The 18,043-nt window shown below is 70.3% G+C and carries 15 protein-coding genes and 1 riboswitch; of the genes, 3 read left to right on the top strand and 12 right to left on the bottom strand.

Going from position 1 to position 18,043, the window contains the following annotated elements:
* Positions 1 to 123: 123 nt before the first annotated feature.
* The gene (locus ASC82_RS04510; RefSeq protein WP_056641889.1) at positions 124 to 1,623 is read right to left on the bottom strand and encodes a hypothetical protein; all 1,500 of its coding nucleotides are present in this window, start codon (positions 1,621 to 1,623) and stop codon (positions 124 to 126) included.
* A 482-nt stretch (positions 1,624 to 2,105) separates the two neighbouring features.
* On the opposite strand from ASC82_RS04510, the gene ASC82_RS04505 reads away from it, so the two are divergent.
* Positions 2,106 to 2,702 carry a hypothetical protein gene (locus ASC82_RS04505; protein WP_056641886.1) on the top strand — a complete coding sequence of 199 codons (597 nt, stop codon included), beginning with the start codon at positions 2,106 to 2,108 and terminating at the stop codon, positions 2,700 to 2,702.
* Positions 2,703 to 3,034: 332 nt separating this feature from the next.
* Positions 3,035 to 3,241, top strand: a complete 207-nt coding sequence (locus ASC82_RS04500) for a DUF5999 family protein (RefSeq protein WP_024756896.1) — start codon at positions 3,035 to 3,037, stop codon at positions 3,239 to 3,241.
* Positions 3,242 to 3,326: 85 nt separating this feature from the next.
* Here the strand turns inward: ASC82_RS04500 and gcvP are convergent, their stop codons facing one another.
* Positions 3,327 to 6,212: an aminomethyl-transferring glycine dehydrogenase gene (gene gcvP / locus ASC82_RS04495; protein ID WP_056641883.1), complete on the bottom strand. Its 2,886-nt coding sequence runs from the start codon at positions 6,210 to 6,212 to the stop codon at positions 3,327 to 3,329.
* A gap of 177 nt (positions 6,213 to 6,389) precedes the next feature.
* Positions 6,390 to 6,489: riboswitch (glycine riboswitch) on the bottom strand.
* Between the two features lie 113 nt (positions 6,490 to 6,602).
* Here gcvP and ASC82_RS04490 point away from each other — a divergent pair.
* Positions 6,603 to 6,977, top strand: a complete 375-nt coding sequence (locus tag ASC82_RS04490) for a PRC-barrel domain-containing protein (protein WP_056641879.1) — start codon at positions 6,603 to 6,605, stop codon at positions 6,975 to 6,977.
* Positions 6,978 to 7,640: 663 nt separating this feature from the next.
* On the opposite strand, the gene ASC82_RS04485 is transcribed toward ASC82_RS04490, so the two are convergent.
* The 10 genes from ASC82_RS04485 to ASC82_RS04440 all read right to left on the bottom strand — a co-directional run bounded on the left by ASC82_RS04485 (position 7,641) and on the right by ASC82_RS04440 (position 17,854).
* A complete protein-coding gene (locus tag ASC82_RS04485) occupies positions 7,641 to 9,068 on the bottom strand; it encodes a DNA polymerase IV (protein ID WP_056641876.1) in 1,428 nt (475 codons plus the stop codon).
* Positions 9,069 to 9,128: 60 nt separating this feature from the next.
* On the bottom strand, positions 9,129 to 9,746 hold the full coding sequence (gene bldO, locus ASC82_RS04480) for a whiB transcriptional repressor BldO (protein ID WP_024756900.1): 618 nt from the start codon (positions 9,744 to 9,746) through the stop codon (positions 9,129 to 9,131).
* 211 nt (positions 9,747 to 9,957) lie between these two features.
* Positions 9,958 to 10,431, bottom strand: a complete 474-nt coding sequence (locus ASC82_RS04475; protein WP_015032172.1) for a bifunctional nuclease family protein — start codon at positions 10,429 to 10,431, stop codon at positions 9,958 to 9,960.
* A gap of 53 nt (positions 10,432 to 10,484) precedes the next feature.
* Positions 10,485 to 11,228: a MerR family transcriptional regulator gene (locus tag ASC82_RS04470; RefSeq protein WP_056641873.1), complete on the bottom strand. Its 744-nt coding sequence runs from the start codon at positions 11,226 to 11,228 to the stop codon at positions 10,485 to 10,487.
* 29 nt (positions 11,229 to 11,257) lie between these two features.
* Positions 11,258 to 12,199, bottom strand: a complete 942-nt coding sequence (locus tag ASC82_RS29220; protein WP_185909330.1) for an FHA domain-containing protein — start codon at positions 12,197 to 12,199, stop codon at positions 11,258 to 11,260.
* A gap of 81 nt (positions 12,200 to 12,280) precedes the next feature.
* Positions 12,281 to 13,252 (bottom strand): DUF881 domain-containing protein, encoded by a 972-nt coding sequence (locus ASC82_RS04460; RefSeq protein WP_242427547.1) that lies wholly within the window; start codon positions 13,250 to 13,252, stop codon positions 12,281 to 12,283.
* Between the two features lie 23 nt (positions 13,253 to 13,275).
* Complete coding sequence (locus tag ASC82_RS04455) at positions 13,276 to 13,608, bottom strand: small basic family protein (RefSeq protein WP_015032176.1); 333 nt, start codon at positions 13,606 to 13,608, stop codon at positions 13,276 to 13,278.
* Positions 13,605 to 14,534: a DUF881 domain-containing protein gene (locus tag ASC82_RS04450; protein ID WP_037642863.1), complete on the bottom strand. Its 930-nt coding sequence runs from the start codon at positions 14,532 to 14,534 to the stop codon at positions 13,605 to 13,607. The genes ASC82_RS04455 and ASC82_RS04450 overlap by 4 nt, the downstream gene beginning before the upstream one ends.
* Before the next feature lie 99 nt (positions 14,535 to 14,633).
* Positions 14,634 to 17,129, bottom strand: a complete 2,496-nt coding sequence (locus tag ASC82_RS04445) for a mannose-1-phosphate guanyltransferase (RefSeq protein ID WP_024756905.1) — start codon at positions 17,127 to 17,129, stop codon at positions 14,634 to 14,636.
* Between the two features lie 116 nt (positions 17,130 to 17,245).
* Positions 17,246 to 17,854: a CDP-alcohol phosphatidyltransferase family protein gene (locus ASC82_RS04440; protein ID WP_056641870.1), complete on the bottom strand. Its 609-nt coding sequence runs from the start codon at positions 17,852 to 17,854 to the stop codon at positions 17,246 to 17,248.
* Between the last annotated feature and the right edge of the window lie 189 nt (positions 17,855 to 18,043).

The following is an 18,043-nucleotide window of genomic DNA, read 5'->3' as shown; positions in this document are numbered from 1 at the left end:
CTTGACATGATCACCCATGCCCGGGGATGCCGCCCTGGCCCGTCACTCGGAGCCCGGAGTCCGTCGCAGCCCACGCCACACTGCCCGCACCCCGCACCCCGCACCCCACACGAGGGCAGGACGTCAGCCGATCCCCACAGGCCAGGTGTGCACCGGCTCGCCCTCGTGCATGAGCGTCCGGTAGCGGCGGGTGGTCGCCGCGAGCGCCGCCTCCCTGTCGAGGCCCGAATCCAGCGCCTGATGGAAGGTGTCGGCCTGCCAGGAGGCGCCGTTCACCTTCCGCAGACATCGCTGCTCGATCACCCCGAGGTAGAAGTCCCGGTCGGCGGGCTCGATGTGCCACGCGTCGAGACCGGCCGCGGCGAGCGGCAACAGCTCGTCGAGGACGAGCCGTACCGCCGGCAGGGTCGCGACACCGCCGGCGCGCCCCGAGCGGGGCCAGCGGAGCTCCGCCTCGATGCCGTGGCGGCAGGCCGTGTCGAAGTTGGCCTCCGCGTCCTCGAAGGCCAGCCGCTTCCAGACCGGCCGCGGCTCGTCGGCGAGCGAGCGCACGAGCCCGTAGTAGAAGGCCGCGTTCGCGATCACGTCGGTCACGGTCGGCCCCGCGGGCAGCACCCGGTTCTCCACGCGGAGGTGCGGGACCCCGTCGACCCAGCCGTACACGGGCCGGTTCCAGCGGTAGACCGTGCCGTTGTGCAGGACGAGTTCCTGGAGCTTCGGTACGCCGCCCTCGTCGAGGACGAGCAGCGGGTCCTCCTCGTCGCAGATGGGCAGGAGGGCGGGGAAGTAGCGGAGGTTCTCCTCGAAGAGGTCGTACACCGAGTCCACCCACCGCTCCCCGAACCAGGTGCGCGGCCGGACTCCCTGGGACTGCAGCTCGGGCGGCCGGGTGTCGGTGGCCTGCTGGAAGAGGGGCGGCCGGGACTCGCGCCACACCTCGCGTCCGAAGACGAAGGGCGCGTTCGCGCCGAGGGCGATCTGGATGCCCGACACCGCCTGCGCCGCGTTCCAGACGGCGGCGAACCGGGCCGGGGTGACCTGGAGGTGGAGCTGGACGGAGGTGCAGGCGGCCTCCGGCACGATCGACTCCGAGGTGCACAGGAGCCGTTCGACCCCGTGGATGTCGAGGGTGAAGTCCTCGCCCCGGGCGGCGAGGATCTGGTTGTTGAGGAGCGTGTAGCGGTCGGCGGCCGACAGGTTCTCGAAGACCAGGTCGCTCTGGGCGAGCGTGGGAAGTATGCCGATCATGACGACGCCGGCGTCGAGTTCCTTCGCCTTGCGGTCGGCATATCCGAGGCCGGTCCCGATCTCTTCCGCGAGCCGGTCGAATACCCGGCCGCCGAGCCGGTGCGGAGCGATGTTCACTTCCAGATTGAACAATCCGAGTTCCGTCTGGAAATCGGAGCTCGCGATCCTTTCCAGAACCGGCGCGTTGAGCATCCGGGGCAGTCCGTCGGGCCCCGTGAGATTGAGTTCGATCTCCAGGCCCATCAGATTGCGGGGCCGGTCGAACCTCTTCTCCGCCAGCAGCCTCGCGAGCCCCGCGAGACACTGCTGGAGCTTTCTCCGGTACTGCTGCCGGTCGGCCGGGCCGAACCCGTCCGCATCGACCTTCTCCCCCATCGAAGCCGTCCCTCCCACCGTGGGCAGCCGCGACGACGGCCGCGCGTCACGGACCATGATGCCCACCTCGCTGATCCACAACGCCTGCGGAACGGGCCCTTCGGGGGATAGGCTGGAAGGAGCGCTCCACCGGCACATCCCGCAGGCATGACACGGTCGACATATACCAATGTCCTATTGTCCCGTGGCAGGGGATAAGAATTCAGCCGTCCGACTCGGCGAGGAATACGCAGGTGAGGGCCGTGCGGCCGTCATGATTCCGCTTGAACAGCCCCTCGAATAAGGCTGGATGACGTCTTGTCAGGAATATCGGTGACGTCTAGCGGAAACACTCTGTGAACACGTGTCGTATAAACTCCGCGGACGAGGCAGAGTGTTGGTGCCCGGTCATGGCCCCAAGGCCCCTCTCTGGCCGCGCCGCCGACAGCGCCGTCGTACCTGCCCACGCATCACCGTGTCTCCTGAGTGAGAGGCGACCCACCATGCTCCGACCCTCTCCGGCCCCCGCGCCGGCCCTCCGCAGTGTCCTCGCGGCCCTCGGCTCACCGACCGCCGTCCGCGAGGCGCGCACCCCCGCCCTGCGGGCTGCGCAGGGACCACTGAGCCCCGAACTCCCGCTGCCCGTCCACGTCCTCGGCGACGCGGGAGTTCCGGGACGGTCACCCCGCACCCGGCTCACCGGCTGGCGGTTCCTGATCCGGAACGGGGACCGGGCGATCGCCGCCGCGGACACCATGCTCACCCCGGACGGCTGGACCTTCTCGCACTTCTTCGAGGGGCCGTACGTCACCGCGACGGAACGGGCCCTGCTCCACGCCGAGGCGCTGCCCACCCCGTACCAGCCCCGGCTCCTCTCCGTACCGGAGCTCTACATGCTGACGCTCTGGCTGCACGCCGAACCGGAGGCGGACGGCACGACCGTCGCCTCGGCCTCGGCCTCGGCCGACCTTCTGGTACCCCTGGCCCCCGCGCCGCCGGGGATCGCGGCCCACCGGCCGTACCGGGTCGCCGACCTCATGCCCGTGCTCAGTACGCGTCTCGCGCCGCCGCCCCTCATGGGCTCGGCGGCGCCCGCCTGATACACCGCACGAGCCGCCCCGCCCCGTGACCCGGCAGGGTCACGGGGCGCACTGCTGTCCGAGCACCGCGCCCGAACGCACCACCCGAACACCCCTCCCGTACGGACTAGCCCGCTCGGGCCACTGCGAACCACCCGAAGAGATGGTGCAGTTGAGCTGAACCGCCCCTGCGGGTGATGCGTCTTCTCCGAAGAGGACGAGCTGCCGCGAAATACCTGCGGAAGACCGTCCATGGGGCAAGACTGGGACCGGAACCGAACCGACCGACGGGGGCGGCCGTGAGCGCGAAGAGCCGCAGGACATCCACTACGACGCAGCGAAAGAACCCACCCATGTGCCAGCACCAGCCTGCCTGTCCCACCGCCGACTCCAACGACCGGGAGGCGGCCCGCCTGATGGCACACCACCCGGAACAGGGCTGGAGCCTGCTGTGCAACGGCGTTCTGCTCTTCGAGGACACCGGTGAACTGCTGCCGGACGGGCAGATCATCGCCCCGCACCGGCCGCTGACGGCGGGACAGGTGACGACCGCCGCCTGAGTGGGCGCGGGGATCGCCGTACGAGGGACGGAAACGCCGAGGGCCGGCCCGGAGGAAATCCTCCGAACCGGCCCTCGATTCATGCTCAGTGCTCGTACTCGTCCATCGGCGGGCAGGAGCAGACCAGGTTCCGGTCGCCGAAGGCACCGTCGATGCGGCGCACCGGCGGCCAGTACTTGTCGGCGGCCGAGACACCGGCCGGGAAGACCGCCTCGTCACGGGTGTACGCGTGGTTCCACTCGCCGCCCAGCGCGGCCGCGGTGTGCGGGGCGTTGTGCAGCGGGTTGTCGTCGGCGGGCCACTGGCCCGAGGCGACCTTCTCGATCTCGGCCCGGATCGCGATCATCGTGTCGCAGAAACGGTCCAGCTCGGTGATGTCCTCGGACTCGGTGGGCTCGATCATCAGCGTGCCGGCCACCGGGAAGGACATCGTCGGCGCGTGGAAGCCGTAGTCGATCAGACGCTTGGCGATGTCGTCGACCGTGACGCCCGTCTCCTTCGAGAGCGGACGCAGGTCCACGATGCACTCGTGGGCGACCAGACCGGCCGGACCGGTGTAGAGGACCGGGAAGTGCGGCTCCAGGCGCTTGGCGATGTAGTTCGCCGCGAGCACGGCGACCTGCGTGGCGCGCTTGAGGCCCTCGCCGCCCATCAGGCGCACGTACGACCAGGAGATCGGCAGGATGCCCGCGGAGCCCCACGGCGCCGCCGAGATCGGGCCGACGCCGGTCTCCGGGCCCGCGGTGGGCTGGAGCGGGTGGTTCGGCAGGTACGGGGCGAGGTGGGCGCGGACGCCGACCGGACCGACGCCCGGGCCGCCGCCGCCGTGCGGGATGCAGAAGGTCTTGTGCAGGTTCAGGTGCGAGACGTCGCCGCCGAACTTGCCGGGCTTGGCCAGACCGACCAGCGCGTTGAGGTTGGCGCCGTCGACGTACACCTGACCGCCGGCCTCGTGGACCTCGGCGCAGATGTCGGCGACGTGCTCCTCGAAGACGCCGTGCGTCGACGGGTAGGTGATCATCAGCACGGACAGCTCGTCGCGGTACTGCTCGATCTTGGCGCGCAGGTCCGCGACGTCGACCTCGCCGTCGTCGGCGGTCTTGACGACGACGACCTTCATGCCGGCCATCACCGCGGAGGCGGCGTTGGTGCCGTGCGCGGAGGACGGGATGAGGCAGACGGTGCGCTGGAGGTCGCCGTTGGCCCGGTGGTAGGCGCGGACGGCCAGCAGGCCGGCCAGCTCGCCCTGGGAACCGGCGTTGGGCTGGATCGACACCTTGTCGTAGCCGGTGACCTCGGCGAGGCGCTCTTCCAGCTCGGTGATGAGCGTGACGTAGCCCTGCGCCTGGTCGATCGGGGCGAAGGGGTGGATCTGGCCGAACTCGGGCCAGGTCACCGGCTCCATCTCGGTCGTCGCGTTCAGCTTCATCGTGCAGGAGCCGAGCGGGATCATGCCGCGGTCGAGCGCGTAGTCGCGGTCGGCGAGCTTGCGCAGGTAGCGCAGCATCGACGTCTCGGAGCGGTGCGCGTGGAAGACCGGGTGGGTCAGGTACGCGTCGGAGCGCAGCAGCCCGGCGGGCAGCGTGTCCTCGGCGGACGCGTCCAGGGCCTCGACGTCGCCGTCGACACCGAAGGCGCCCCAGACGGCGGCGAGCTGCTCGCGTCCGGTGGTCTCGTCGCAGGAGATCGAGACGAGATCGGCGTCGACGCGGTAGAGGTTCACCCCGGCGTCACGGGCGGCGGCCACGACCGAGTCGGCACGGCCGGGCACCCGGACGGTCAGGGTGTCGAAGTACGAACCGTGGACGACCTCGACACCACCGGCGGTGAGACCCGCGGCGAGGATCGTGGCGTACCGGTGGGTCCGCTGCGCGATCCCCTTCAGCCCGTCCGGCCCGTGGTAGACGGCGTACATGCCGGCCATGACGGCGAGCAGCACCTGAGCGGTACAGATGTTGCTGGTGGCCTTCTCGCGGCGGATGTGCTGCTCGCGGGTCTGCAGGGCCAGGCGGTACGCGCGGTTGCCGTCGGCGTCGACGGAGACACCCACCAGGCGGCCGGGCAGGGAGCGGGCGTGCTTGTCCTGGACGGCCATGTAGCCGGCGTGGGGACCGCCGAAGCCCATGGGGACGCCGAAGCGCTGCGTCGTACCCACCGCGATGTCCGCGCCCAGCGCGCCGGGCGAGGTGAGCAGGGTCAGGGCGAGCAGGTCGGCGGCGACGGTGACGATCGCACCGAGCTCGTGGGCCTGGTCGATGGTGGCCTTGATGTCCCGCACGGCGCCGGAGGCACCCGGGTACTGGAGCAGCACGCCGAAGACGCCGCGCTCGGCGATCTCGGCCGGAATCCCGTCGCTGAGGTCGGCGACGACGACCTCGACACCGGTCGGCTCGGCGCGGGTCTCGATGACGGCGATCGTCTGCGGCAGGGCGTCGGCGTCGACGAGGAAGACGCCGTTCTTGACCTTGCCGACACGGCGGGCCAGGGACATGGCCTCGGCGGCGGCGGTGCCCTCGTCGAGTAGGGAGGCGCCCGACGTGGGCAGACCGGTGAGGTCGGCCACCATCGTCTGGAAGTTGAGCAGCGCCTCGAGGCGGCCCTGCGAGATCTCGGGCTGGTACGGCGTGTACGCGGTGTACCAGGCGGGGTTCTCCATCACGTTCCGGAGGATCACCGGAGGCGTGAAGGTCCCGTAGTACCCGAGGCCGATCATGGGGGCGAGGACCTGGTTGCCGTCGGCGAGCGTGCGCAGCTCGGCCAGTACCTCGGCCTCGGTGCGCGCGGCCGGCAGGGCCAGCGCCTCGGCGTTCTTGATCACGTCCGGCACCGCGGCGGCCGTGAGCTCGTCGAGCGAGCCGTAACCGACCTGGGCGAGCATCTTGGCCCGCGCCTCGGCGTCGGGCCCGATGTGCCGCTGCTCGAACGGGATGCCCTGCTCGAGCTCGGAGAGCGGAATGCGGTTGGCGGTCATGTACGGAGGCCTCCTGGTCGTCACGACCTGCGAGGGGCACCACGGCGCGGGTACCCGGACGGCCTCCCCCTCTGTCATCTCAACCTGAGAGTTTCACCGGCACGCCTCACGGCACGCCGGCTTTCACCGTCGGTGAGAGCGCATGCCGTCGGACACCGCTCTGCTTTCCAGAGTGACCTCGTCCGCGCGGTACAGGGGCCTGAGAGATTCCGGGGAGGATTTGCTCCTTCGGCGCCCTCCGAAAGGTTTCTCCGGGGGACTCTCCCGCACAGGGTCGACAGCCACAGCCAGCCTACCAGCGAGGTTGCGGGTCCCATCGCTCAAGTGGCCGACATCCCAGTTGTGCACTTTCGTAGGGGTGTAGAGCAGTTGCGACCAGTTGGAGGGACCGTGCAGACCGACATCGATCCGCGCAGCCTGATCGGCCGCAAGGCGTACGACCGCAACGGAAACAAGATCGGAACCGTGGACGAGGTGTACCTGGACGACGCCACCGGCATCCCGGAATGGGCCGCGGTCCGCACCGGCCTGTTCAGCCGGGACGCCTTCGTCCCCCTGGAGCCGAGCGACCTGCTCGAAGACGGCCTCCACATCCCGTTCGAGCGCGCGCTGATCAAGGACGCCCCCGACTTCGGCGTGGGCCGCCACCTCTCCCCTGAACAGGAGCTCCAGCTCTACCGCCACTACAACCTCACCCTCCCGCCCACACCCCAACCCCCTCAGGACACAGACTTCGGCCGCCTGGCCGGCCAAGAGGGCCCCTAACCCCAAGCCCCTGCCCCGGCCACCCCACGCCCGACACGCCGGCCCGCCACGCACGCCCGGCGCGGCGGCACGACGGCACGACGGCACGACGGCACGACGGCACGCCAAGCTCGTACGGCCTGCCCGGCCCGCCAAGCTCGTACGGCCTGCCGGCCCGCCACGCACGGCACGCCCGGCACGTACGGCCCGCCCGGCCGCCACGCACGCACGGCACGCCGGCACGTTCGGCCTGCCCGGCACGTACCGCACGCCCGGCACGCCCCGCACGTACGGCACGACGGCCACACCGGGCACGACGGGCACGACGGGCACGACGGGCACGACGGCACGGCTCCCCGCCCGGGCCCCGGCCCTCAGCCAAGCGCGACGGCATAACGGCGCGGCTCCTGCCCGCGCCCACGGCCCTCGGCCGCCCAGGGGCTGGGAGGCCGCCCAGGGGGGAAGGCCGCTGGGAGGCCGCCCAGGGGCCGGAAGGCCGCGCTACGGGCCGGAAGGCCGTCCCACGGGCAGCCGCCGACGGCGCGACACCCCTCACAAGAAGACCCGCACCTCTGTGTCCCCAGCTGCACGGGTGGTGCGGGTGGGAACCCCAGCCCGGCCGCAAGGCCGGGCGCACCCCCCACGGCCGGCACTGGCCCCCGGCACCGGCCCCGCACGGCCCCGTCACGCCCCCGCCCGACACTCCCCCCGCACCAACGGCAACGGTTCCGAAGGCTCCAGCTCCGGATCGTCGACCGAGAACGTCCGCACCCGACCCGGTGCCGACCACGGCTCCTCGAACCGCACGGTGACCCGCCCGACGCCGCTCCCCTGCACCCACCCCGCCCCGTGCACCGCGTGCCGCACGTCATGCCCGGGCGCCCACCGCCGCTCGACGGCAGCCCCGCCGGCAGCGGACTCATCCGGCACAGCACCCCCGGCCGCCGCCGCGGAGGTCGAACCCGACCCCCCAGCCACAGCCCCAGAGGCGGAGGCAGAGGAAGCCACAGACGCCCCCACCCGCTCCCCCTCCGCCTCCGCCTCCGCCTGAGCGAACAGATCCTCCTGCGTATAGTCCGCAAGCCCGCTCACCCCCACCCCGAGCAACCGCACACCCCCGGTCGTGTCCACCGCCTCCAGAAGCCGCCCCGCGGCCTCCCGCACGACCACCGGGTCGTCCGTGGGCCCCCGCAGCGTCTCGGACCGGGTCAGCGTCGAGAAGTCGTACCGCCGCACCTTGAGGACGATCGTCCGCCCGGAGTGCCCGGAGGCCCGCAGCCGCGCCACGCACCGCTCGGCGAGCCGCTCCACCTCGGTCCTGATCCGCACGCGGTCGTGCAGGTCGACGTCGAAGGTGTCCTCGACCGACACCGATTTGGCGTCCCGCTCGGCCACCACGGGCCGGTCGTCGTACCCCTGGGCCATCCGGTGCAGCGAGGCCCCGTGCGCCCGCCCCAGGAGCCGTACGAGCTCGTCCTCGCCCGCCTCGGCCAGATCGGAGACGGTGGTCATCCCGGCGCGCCGCAGATGCTCGCCGGTCGCCGGCCCGACCCCCGGCAGGATCCGCACCGACCGGGGTCCGAGCAGCTCCCTCTCGGTGCCGGGCTCGATGAGGACGAGCCCGTCCGGCTTGGCCTCCTCGGAGGCGATCTTCGCGATCATCTTGGACCCCGCGAGCCCCACCGACCCCGTCAGCCCCGTCGTCGCCAGGATGTCGGCCCGCAGCCGCTCGCCGACGCCCCGCGCACTCGCACCGTCGTCGGCGAGGCCCCCGGCCTCCAGGTCCACGAAGGCCTCGTCGAGGCTGAGCGGCTCCACGAGCGGCGAGAGCCGCCCGAGCAGCTCCATGACCTGTTCACTGATCGACCGGTAGAAGGCGAAGCGCGGCACGAGATAGGCCGCGTTCGGCGCGAGCCGCCGCGCCTGCCCCATCGGCATGGCCGAGTGCACTCCGAAGCGGCGCGCCTCGTACGAGGCGGTGGCGACCACTCCGCGCGGCCCGAGGCCGCCGACGACCACGGGCTTTCCGCGCAGGCTGGGCTTCGCCGCCTGCTCGGCGGCGGCGAAGAACGCATCCATGTCGAGATGCAGGATCGTCGGCGCGGCTCTCACACTTCCGATGCTGCCCCATGCCACTGACAACGGACATGCGGCCACCCCGGGAGCGGCCCCTCAGACCGCCTTGTCGCGCCGCCGCCTGGCCAGCTCGTCGCCCGGGTTGTGACCGACGAGCGTCTCGCCCGTGTCGACCCGCTCCCCGTGGAGCTGCGAGAGCGCGGCCTCCACGTCCCGCCAGACGACCCCTACGGCGATCCCGAAGACGCCCTGACCGCCCTGGAGCAGGTCGACGACCTCGTCGGGCGAGGAGCACTCGTAGACCGTGGCCCCGTCGCTCATGAGCGTCATCCGCTCCAGATCGCGGAAGCCCCGCGCGCGCAGGTGCTGCACCGCCGCCCGGATGTTCTGGAGGGCCACCCCGGTGTCGAGGAAGCGCTTGACGATCTTCAACACGACGACGTCGCGGAAGCTGTAGAGCCGCTGCGTCCCCGACCCGTACGCGGGTCGCACGCTCGGCTCCACGAGTCCGGTGCGCGCCCAGTAGTCCAGCTGGCGATAGGTGATGCCGGCCGCTGCGCAGGCCGTGGGGCCGCGGTAGCCGACCACCTCACCCGCCGGGCCTGTACTCGCGTCCGTTCCGAAGTCGCCCACACTGCCGTGAAGCGGATACGGACCGGACTCCCCGGACACGCGTCCGAGCGAGCTCCCTGCCGTACCGTCCGCGCTGCTCATCACGCCGACCCTCCGTCCTTGACCTGCCCACACGAAGGTAGGCAGTCACTCGGGGTGCGTCAACGATCGCCACACTCGGCACGCCGAGTGATAATCACCCTGAGAGTGGTTTGCCGTGTCTCTCCCCGGGGAAAGGCTACTCGAATGCTCTGACGGCACCCCTCGGACGGCCCGCACGACCGGCCTCGCAAGCGGCTTCCGGCCGCACGTCTCACTGGCTGTTGGTCCCGAAGTCCTCCGGTGAGATCTGGTCGAGAAACTCGCGGAACTTCTCCACCTCGTCCTCCTGCTCGTCCGGAATCGCGATGCCGGCATCGTCCAGCACACCGTCACTGCCGTAGATCGGCGTACCGGTCCGCAGGGCCAGTGCTATCGCGTCGGACGGCCGGGCGCTCACCTCGACGCCGCTGGCGAAGACCAGCTCGGCGTAGAAGACCCCGTCACGCAGATCCGTGATGCGGACCTCGGTCAGCTCCTGACCGACGGCCTCCAGCACGTCCTTGAAAAGGTCGTGCGTCAGCGGCCGCGGAGGGGCCATCCCCTGCTGGGCGAAGGCGATCGCGGTCGCCTCACCCGGTCCGATCCAGATGGGGAGGTACCGATCGCCTCCCACTTCCCGCAGGAGCACGATCGGCTGGTTGGAGGGCATTTCCACCCGGACACCCACAACGTCGAGCTCGTTCACACAGCAACCCTAGGACGTGCCCGACCGGTTTGGATAGTCGGGCCCGTCCAAGATCACGGGAGCCGGATGCCCAGAGCCGTCTGAACGAAGGCCGCGTGGAGCCTCACCGAGAGCTCGGCGAGCTCCTTCGCGGTGGCCTCCGCATGTGCTCTGGTCTGCGGATTACGGTGCCGGCGTAGCGGCGCGACCATCTGTTCGAGAAGTCCGGCCTCCCGGTCGGCGGCCGCCTTCACGCCGCGCAGGTGCCGGGGTTCGAGACCGAATCTCCCCAGATCCGCGACAAGTCTGGCGACGGTCACGGCCTCGGCGTCGTAGCCGCCGCCCGGTACCTCGGCGATGAGGCCGTACGACTCCCACTCGGTGAGCTCGGTCTCGGTCACCTCGGCGGCGGCGATCAGCTCGGCGCGGCCGATCCGCACGGCGGTGGGCCGTTCCCCGTCCTGTTCCCAGGGCCCGTCGATCAGCTCGCCCCGGCGCCCGGGCGCCGGAAGGCTGACCTGCTCGCCCCGGGCGAGGGCGTCGAGGTGCTCACGGATGACCTTCAGCGGAAGATAGTGGTCCCGCTGCATCCGCAGGATCTGAGCGAGCCGCTCCACGTCCTGCGGGCTGAACTTCCGGTACCCGGACGCCGTCCGCCGGGGCTCCACGAGCCCCTCGGCCTCCAGGAACCGGATCTTGGAGATCGTCACTTCGGGAAATTCGTCGCGCAGCTGGTTCAGCACCGTGCCGATGCTCACCAGCCGGTCGCCCGCGGTGGCGGTGCCGGATCCGGCACCGCCCGTCGGTGTTCGCAGCATGGACCTTCCCTGAAGGCTTCTCCGAGGCGTCACACGCCCCGCTGGCTCGAATAGAAGACCAGCCGGTACTTGCCGATCTGCACCTCGTCACCGTTGGACAGAACGACCGAGTCGATCGGCTCACGGTTGACGTACGTGCCGTTGAGGCTGCCGACATCGGCGACGGTGAAGCTGCCGTCCTGGGCCCGCCGGAACTCGACATGACGCCGGGAGACGGTGAAGTCGTCCAGGAAGATGTCGCTCTGCGGGTGACGGCCCGCCGTCGTCAGCTCTCCGTCGAGCAGGAACCGGCTGCCGGAGTTCGGCCCACGGCGCACCACGAGGAGCGCGGAACCGAGAGGCAGCGCCTCGACGGCCGCGAGCGCCTCGGGAGACAGCGACGGAAGCTGGGTCTGGCCGGTGACCTCCGCGTCGTACGCCTCGAGCCCCGAGATGGAGATCGTCGACGTCGTCTCGGACGGACGCTCGGCGGCGACTCCGCCCCGCAGCGGCGTGCCGCAGTGGGAGCAGAAGCGGCTGTCGGCCGCGTTGCGGTGACCGCACCTCGTACACACCGGCATGGACGCATCCTCCTGCCGCGGCAGCCCCGCGGAGGTCTGTGTCGCGTACGGGTCGGGGGTAAACCCTCCACCCGTACTTGAGGTTGATGGTTCCCCGAAACCTATGCGTGCGGCCCCGGCAGGGTCAACAGACGACGCGCCCTGCGCGCCCGAAATGTCACCGCCCTGACCGCCGACCTCATCGCGGAAGAGCGGACGCTCGCCGCTCTGCTCCTCGCTCTGGGCGTGGCGCGACGCGCGGTGCTTGGCGTTGCCGCCGTCCTCGCGTCCGCTCTTGCCGAACAACTTCGAAAAAAAACTCACGGGCGATTCCCCTTGACCGAAACAGACCCGCCCGTGGGGCAGGACGAACCGAAATCCCTCACACCTGCCGACCCGGACACCTTCACAACGTCCGTATCCTCCGGACAGTTTCCACCACGCACCACCGTTGTGGTGCGCCGACCCCCCGCAACGTCATGCCCTTGTCGCGGGACCCCCTCGTCCCCCGTCTCACTGCGAGGACGACTGAGCGTAGTCAGGCCGCTTCGCGGGTCGCAAGGCGTCGACGACGATCTTCGGCGCCCGCTCCACCGTGGCTGTGGCCTGCTCCTTCTCGAGGGTCTGTACGACACCGCCGGGGATGTTGAGCGCGGGCTCGAGATCCTCCGGCTTGCCGATGACCTTGAAGACGTACGGAGCGGCCACCTTCGTTCCATCGATCCGCATGTCGTCACCGCTACCGGTGAAATAACTGTCCGCCACCACGCGCACGCCGTTGACCTGGATCGCCTCGGCACCCGCCGCGCGGAGCTCCTGGATGGCGTCGAGCAGCATGTCGGACTCGACGGCCCCGCTGGGATCGCCGACGGTCAGGGTGATCCCCGGCCCCTCGGCGGCGACCGTGCCGGCCAGGATCCCGAGCTGTCGCTCCTTCTCCTGGGTCTGCTTGCGGGCCTCTTCGGCCTGGTCCGAGCTCGACTCCAGCTCGGAGCGCTGCTTCTCCAGGCGCGCCTTCTCGTCCTCCAGGCGCTGCGTGCGGTCGTCGAGCTCGTCGAGGATCCGTACGAGGTCCTCCTGCCGCGCGCCCCGCAGCGCGCTGTTCTCGCTGGTCGAGGAGACCTGGATGGCGAGACCGAGGCCGAGGACGAACAGCAGCAGGGCGACGATGAGCTGGGCACGGGTGACCCGCGGCGGCCACAGAGCGGCGGCGAGCCTGCGCCGCCCGCTGGGCCCGGCCCCGGCGGAGACCGCGGAAGCGGCGGAAGGACCGGCCGCCTCGGCCTTCTCGGCGGACTCCCCCGTCTCCTCGCCCTGACCGGACGTCTCGGAGCCCTGCGGGCCCGGCGAACTCGGCGGCGTCCGGCCGTCCTCCGAGTCGGAGGGCTCAGGACCCCGGGGGCTCTCCGAACGCGGAGCGCTCTCGGACACCTCACGCTTCTCGAACTTCTCGCGCTTCTCGGGGTTCTCAGGGTTCTCAGGCATCTCAGGGTTCTCGCTCATCGGCGTCACGCCCGGAACACGTGGCGCCGGATGGCGGCCGCGTTGGAGAAGATCCGGATGCCGAGCACGACGACCACACCGGTCGACAGCTGCGCGCCCACGCCCAGCTTGTCGCCGAGGAAGACGATCAGCGCGGCCACGACCACGTTCGAGAGGAACGACACCACGAAGACCTTGTCGACGAAGATGCCGTCGAGCATGGCCCGCAGGCCGCCGAAGACCGCGTCCAGAGCGGCGACCACGGCGATCGGAAGATAGGGCTCGACCACCGCCGGCACCTCGGGCCGGACCAACAGTCCGACCACGACTCCGACGATCAGGCCCAGTACGGCGATCACGATGTGCCCTTCCCTGTGTCGGCCGTGGCCCGACCGGACGGCGTCGCCGCCCCGGCCCCCCTCGGCTCTGCTGTACGTACGGTCAGGCTCGGCGCGGCCGGCAGGCGTACGTCGCCCTCGGCCGAGATGCTGCTCCTGATCCCGAAGTTCTCCACCAGCGCGTGCAGATACTGCCCGTCGGCGCTGTCCTGGAACGCTGTGCTCAGCCGCTTCCCGTCCCCGATCGCGAGGACGGTGTACGGCGGCACCAGCGGCTTGTTGTCGACCAGTATGGCGTCACCGGCGGCCCTGATCGCGGACAGCGACGTCAGGCGCTGACCGTTGATCGAGACGGCCTCGGCCCCCGACTCCCACAGACCGTTGACCACCCGCTGCATGTCCCGGTCGCGGACCCGGCCCGTGTCGGAGAAGCCACTGCTCTCCCGCGGCCCTCCGCCACCGGTGTCGGTGCCCTTGGCGTCGTCGATGACGAGCTTCACCCCGGGACCGTGCACCGGGGTCGCGCCGGAGAGCAGGGCGACGAGCTCGGCCTGGTCCCCGCCGTGCTGTTCGAGCGCCTGCCGCTGCCGGTCACCCACCTCGACGCGGATCCGCTCCACGTCACGCTCCAGCTGATCGGCGGCCGAGGTCTCCCCCTCGATGCGGTCGATCAGGTCCTGCCGTTCCTTGGCGACCACCGGCGCCGAGATCCGCGCCTCGGCCGCACCCACGGTCACCACGGCGGCGGCGAGCACGAGGCCCGCGGCGACACCCAGCTTGGCCCGCAGGCTCCGGGGCAGACCGCCGCCCTCGGCCTCGCGCCGGGCCGTGGCCTCCGCGTAGCCGTCGTCGAGCGCGTGGTCGATCACGTTGTTCAGCAGCGACATCGACGCGTCCGGGCGCGGCGGCGGTGATCCGGTGCTCCGAACGGGGGGCTGCTGCGACATGCCGCACATCGTCGCACGTCGCACGGCCTACCGCCGAATGGCCCCCACAAAGGGCCGGGAGGCACCCCCAGGGCACCTCCCGGCCGTACGGCTCTTCCGTCAGCGACCCGCGCTGTCGACCACCTCGGCCCACTCGTCGAGCAGGGCCTGCGCGGAGGCGTCGTCGGGGCCCTCCGCCCACAGATGGGTGACGGCCTCCGCCGGGTCGGGCAGCACCATCACCCAGCGCCCGTCGGCCTCGACCACCCGCACACCGTCGGTGGTGTCCACGGACCGGCTGCCCGCCGCCTCCACCACCCGACGCATGACCAGCCCCTTCACGGCCCACGGGGTCGCGATGTCCTTCTTCAGGACGTGGGCCCGCGGAATCCGCGCGTCGATCTGGCTGAGCGTGAGCTGCGTCCGCGCCACGAGTCCGATGAGCCGCACGAAGGCGGCGGCCCCGTCGAAGACGCTGCTGAACTCGGGCACGATGAACCCGCCGCGCCCGTCACCACCGAAGATCGTCGACTCCTCCCGGCCCACACGCGTGAGGTCGTCGGGCGAGGTCGTCGTCCACTCCACCTGGGTGCCGTGGTACGCGGCGACCTGCTCGGCGATCCTCGTCGTCGTCACGGGCAGCGCGACCCGCCCCGAACGCCGCTCGGCCGCCACCAGGTCCAGCATCACCAGGAGCGCCCGGTCGTCCTCGATGATCCGCCCCCGCTCGTCGACGAGCGAGAGCCGCTCGCCCACGGGGTCGAACCGCACCCCGAAGGCCGCCCGCGCCGAGGCCACGATCTCCCCGAGCCGTACGAGCCCGGCCCGCCGGCTCTCGGCCGACTCGGTGGGCCGGGACTCGTCGAGCCCGGGGTTGATCGTCAGAGAATCCACCTGGAGCCGCCCGAGCAGGCTCGGCAGGACGAGCCCCGCACTGCCGTTGGAGGCGTCCACGACGACCTTGAGCCCGGCCTCCGCGATCCCGGTGGTGTCGACGTTCCGCAGCAGCGACCCGGTGTACGAGTCGAAGACGCTCGCCGGGAAGGAGAGGTCACCGATCTCCCCGGGGAAGGCCCTCCGGTACTCCTGCCGCGCGAACACCCGGTCGAGCTTCCGCTGCCCGGCCTGCGAGAGGTCCGCCCCCCGCTCGTCGAAGAACATGATGTCGACGGAGTCCGGCACGCCTGGCGAGGTCCGGACCATGATGCCGCCGGCGCTTCCCCGCGCGGTCTGCTGCCGGGCCACGGGCAGCGGTACGTTCTCCAGGTCCCGTACGTCGATGGCGCTGGCCTGCAGCGCCGAGATCACCGCCCGCTTCAGCGCCCGGGCACCCCGGGAGTGGTCACGAGCCGTGGTGACGGTCGCGCCCTTCTTGAGCGTCGTGGCATAGGCGCCGGCGAGCCGGACGGCCAGCTCCGGCGTGATCTCCACATTGAGGATGCCGGACACCCCGCGCGCCCCGAAGAGATGCGCCTGCCCCCGGGACTCCCAGATGACCGAGGTGTTGACGAAGGCACCGGCCTCGATCGTCTTGAACGGATAGACCCGTACGTTCCCCTGCACGATCGATTCTTCGCCGACCAGGCACTCGTCCCCGATCACGGCGCCGTCCTCGATCCGGGCGGCCCGCATGATGTCGGTGTTCTTGCCGATCACACAGCCGCGCAGATTGCTCTGCTGCCCGATGTAGACGTTGTCGTGCACGACGGCCTTGTGCAGGAAGGCCCCGCTCTTGACGACCACGTTCGACCCGATGACGGTGTGCTCCCGGATCTCGGCACCCGCCTCGACCTTGGCGTAGTCACCGATGTAGAGCGGCCCGCGGAGCACGGCGTCCGGATGCACCTCGGCGCCTTCGGCCACCCACACTCCGGGGGAGATCTCGAAGCCGTCGATGTCGACCTGGACCTTGCCCTCGAGAACGTCCGCCTGGGCCTTCACATAGCTCTCGTGAGTGCCGACGTCCTCCCAGTAGCCCTCGGCGACATAGCCGTAGATCGGCTTGCCCTCCTTCATGAGCTGAGGGAAGACGTCACCCGACCAGTCCACGGACACATCCGCCGCGACGTAGTCGAAGACCTCGGGCTCCATCACGTAGATGCCCGTGTTCACCGTGTCCGAGAAGACCTGTCCCCAGGTGGGCTTCTCCAGGAAACGTTCGACCTTTCCTTCTTCGTCCACGATGGTGATCCCGAATTCCAAGGGATTCGGAACCCTGGTGAGACAGACCGTGACGAGAGCGCCCTTCTCCTTGTGGAAGGCGATGAGATCCGTCAGATCGAAATCTGTGAGCGCGTCCCCCGAAATGACGAGGAAAGCGTCGTCCTTCAACGCCTCCTCGGCATTCTTCACACTGCCCGCTGTACCGAGCGGCTTCTCCTCGTTGGCGTACGTAAGCTCCATCCCGAGCTCTTCGCCGTCCCCGAAATAGTTCCTGACGAGGGAGGCGAGAAACTGCACGGTGACGACGGTCTCGTTGAGACCGTGCCTCTTGAGCAGTCGCAGGACGTGCTCCATGATCGGCCGGTTCACCACCGGCAGAAGAGGCTTGGGCATGCTCGAGGTCATGGGGCGAAGTCGAGTTCCTTCGCCACCGGCCATCACGACGGCCTTCATGTCGGAAGCGTCCTCCTTGAAGAGACGACGGTCCTGCCGACTTCACCTGTCCGCTCGGTGGCCCTCGGGCGTCCTCGTTCCTGCCGGCGACGTTGCACGGCACGGGACGGACGGGCTCAATCGGCCGCGGTATCCGCCTTCACGAGTCGACGGACCTGGACCACGTAGAGGATCCCTGCCCACCAATACAGAGTTGTACCCCATCCGGCGAAGGCCCACCCGAAAACTTCAGCGAGTGACGACAGCCAGCCCGTTCCGTCACTGAGAAGCAGCAAGGGGAACGCGTACATCAAGTTGAAAGTCGCAGCTTTCCCGAGGAAGTTCACCTGCGGCGGCGGGTACCCGTGCCGGCGAAGGATTCCCACCATGACCAGCAGCATGGCCTCGCGCGCCAGAAGGGCGGCGGTCAGCCACAGCGGCAGGATCTCGCGCCAGGTGAGCCCCACGAGCGTCGACAGGATGTACAGCCGGTCGGCGGCCGGGTCAAGAAGCCGGCCGAGGTTGCTGATCTGGTTCCAGCGCCGGGCGAGCTTGCCGTCGAGATAGTCGCTGACGCCGCTGAGCATCAGGACGAGCAGCGCCCACCCATCGCTCTTGGGGCCGCCGAACTCGGGACGGAGAATGAGCCACAGAAACAGCGGCACGCCGAGAAGACGCGCCATGCTGAGAATGTTGGGGATGGTGAGGACCCGGTCGGTCTGAACGCGAGTCTCCTGGACCTCCACCCGGGGGCCTCCTGCTGGGATGGTGCCGACGTTGCCCCCCGACCCTACCCTCAGCCCCGACGGAGCCACGCACAGGGTCCCGACTGCCGGCAGAACGCAAAAATGCCTCAACCCCCGGACAGAGTCCGGGGGTTGAGGCTAAAAATTGTTCGGCGGCGTCCTACTCTCCCACAGGGTCCCCCCTGCAGT

Source organism: Streptomyces sp. Root431, from assembly GCF_001426585.1.
Classification (GTDB): domain Bacteria; phylum Actinomycetota; class Actinomycetes; order Streptomycetales; family Streptomycetaceae; genus Streptomyces; species Streptomyces stackebrandtii.
The sequence above is the reverse complement of the archived record's forward strand: the minus strand, read 5'-3'. Positions and strand labels throughout refer to the sequence as shown.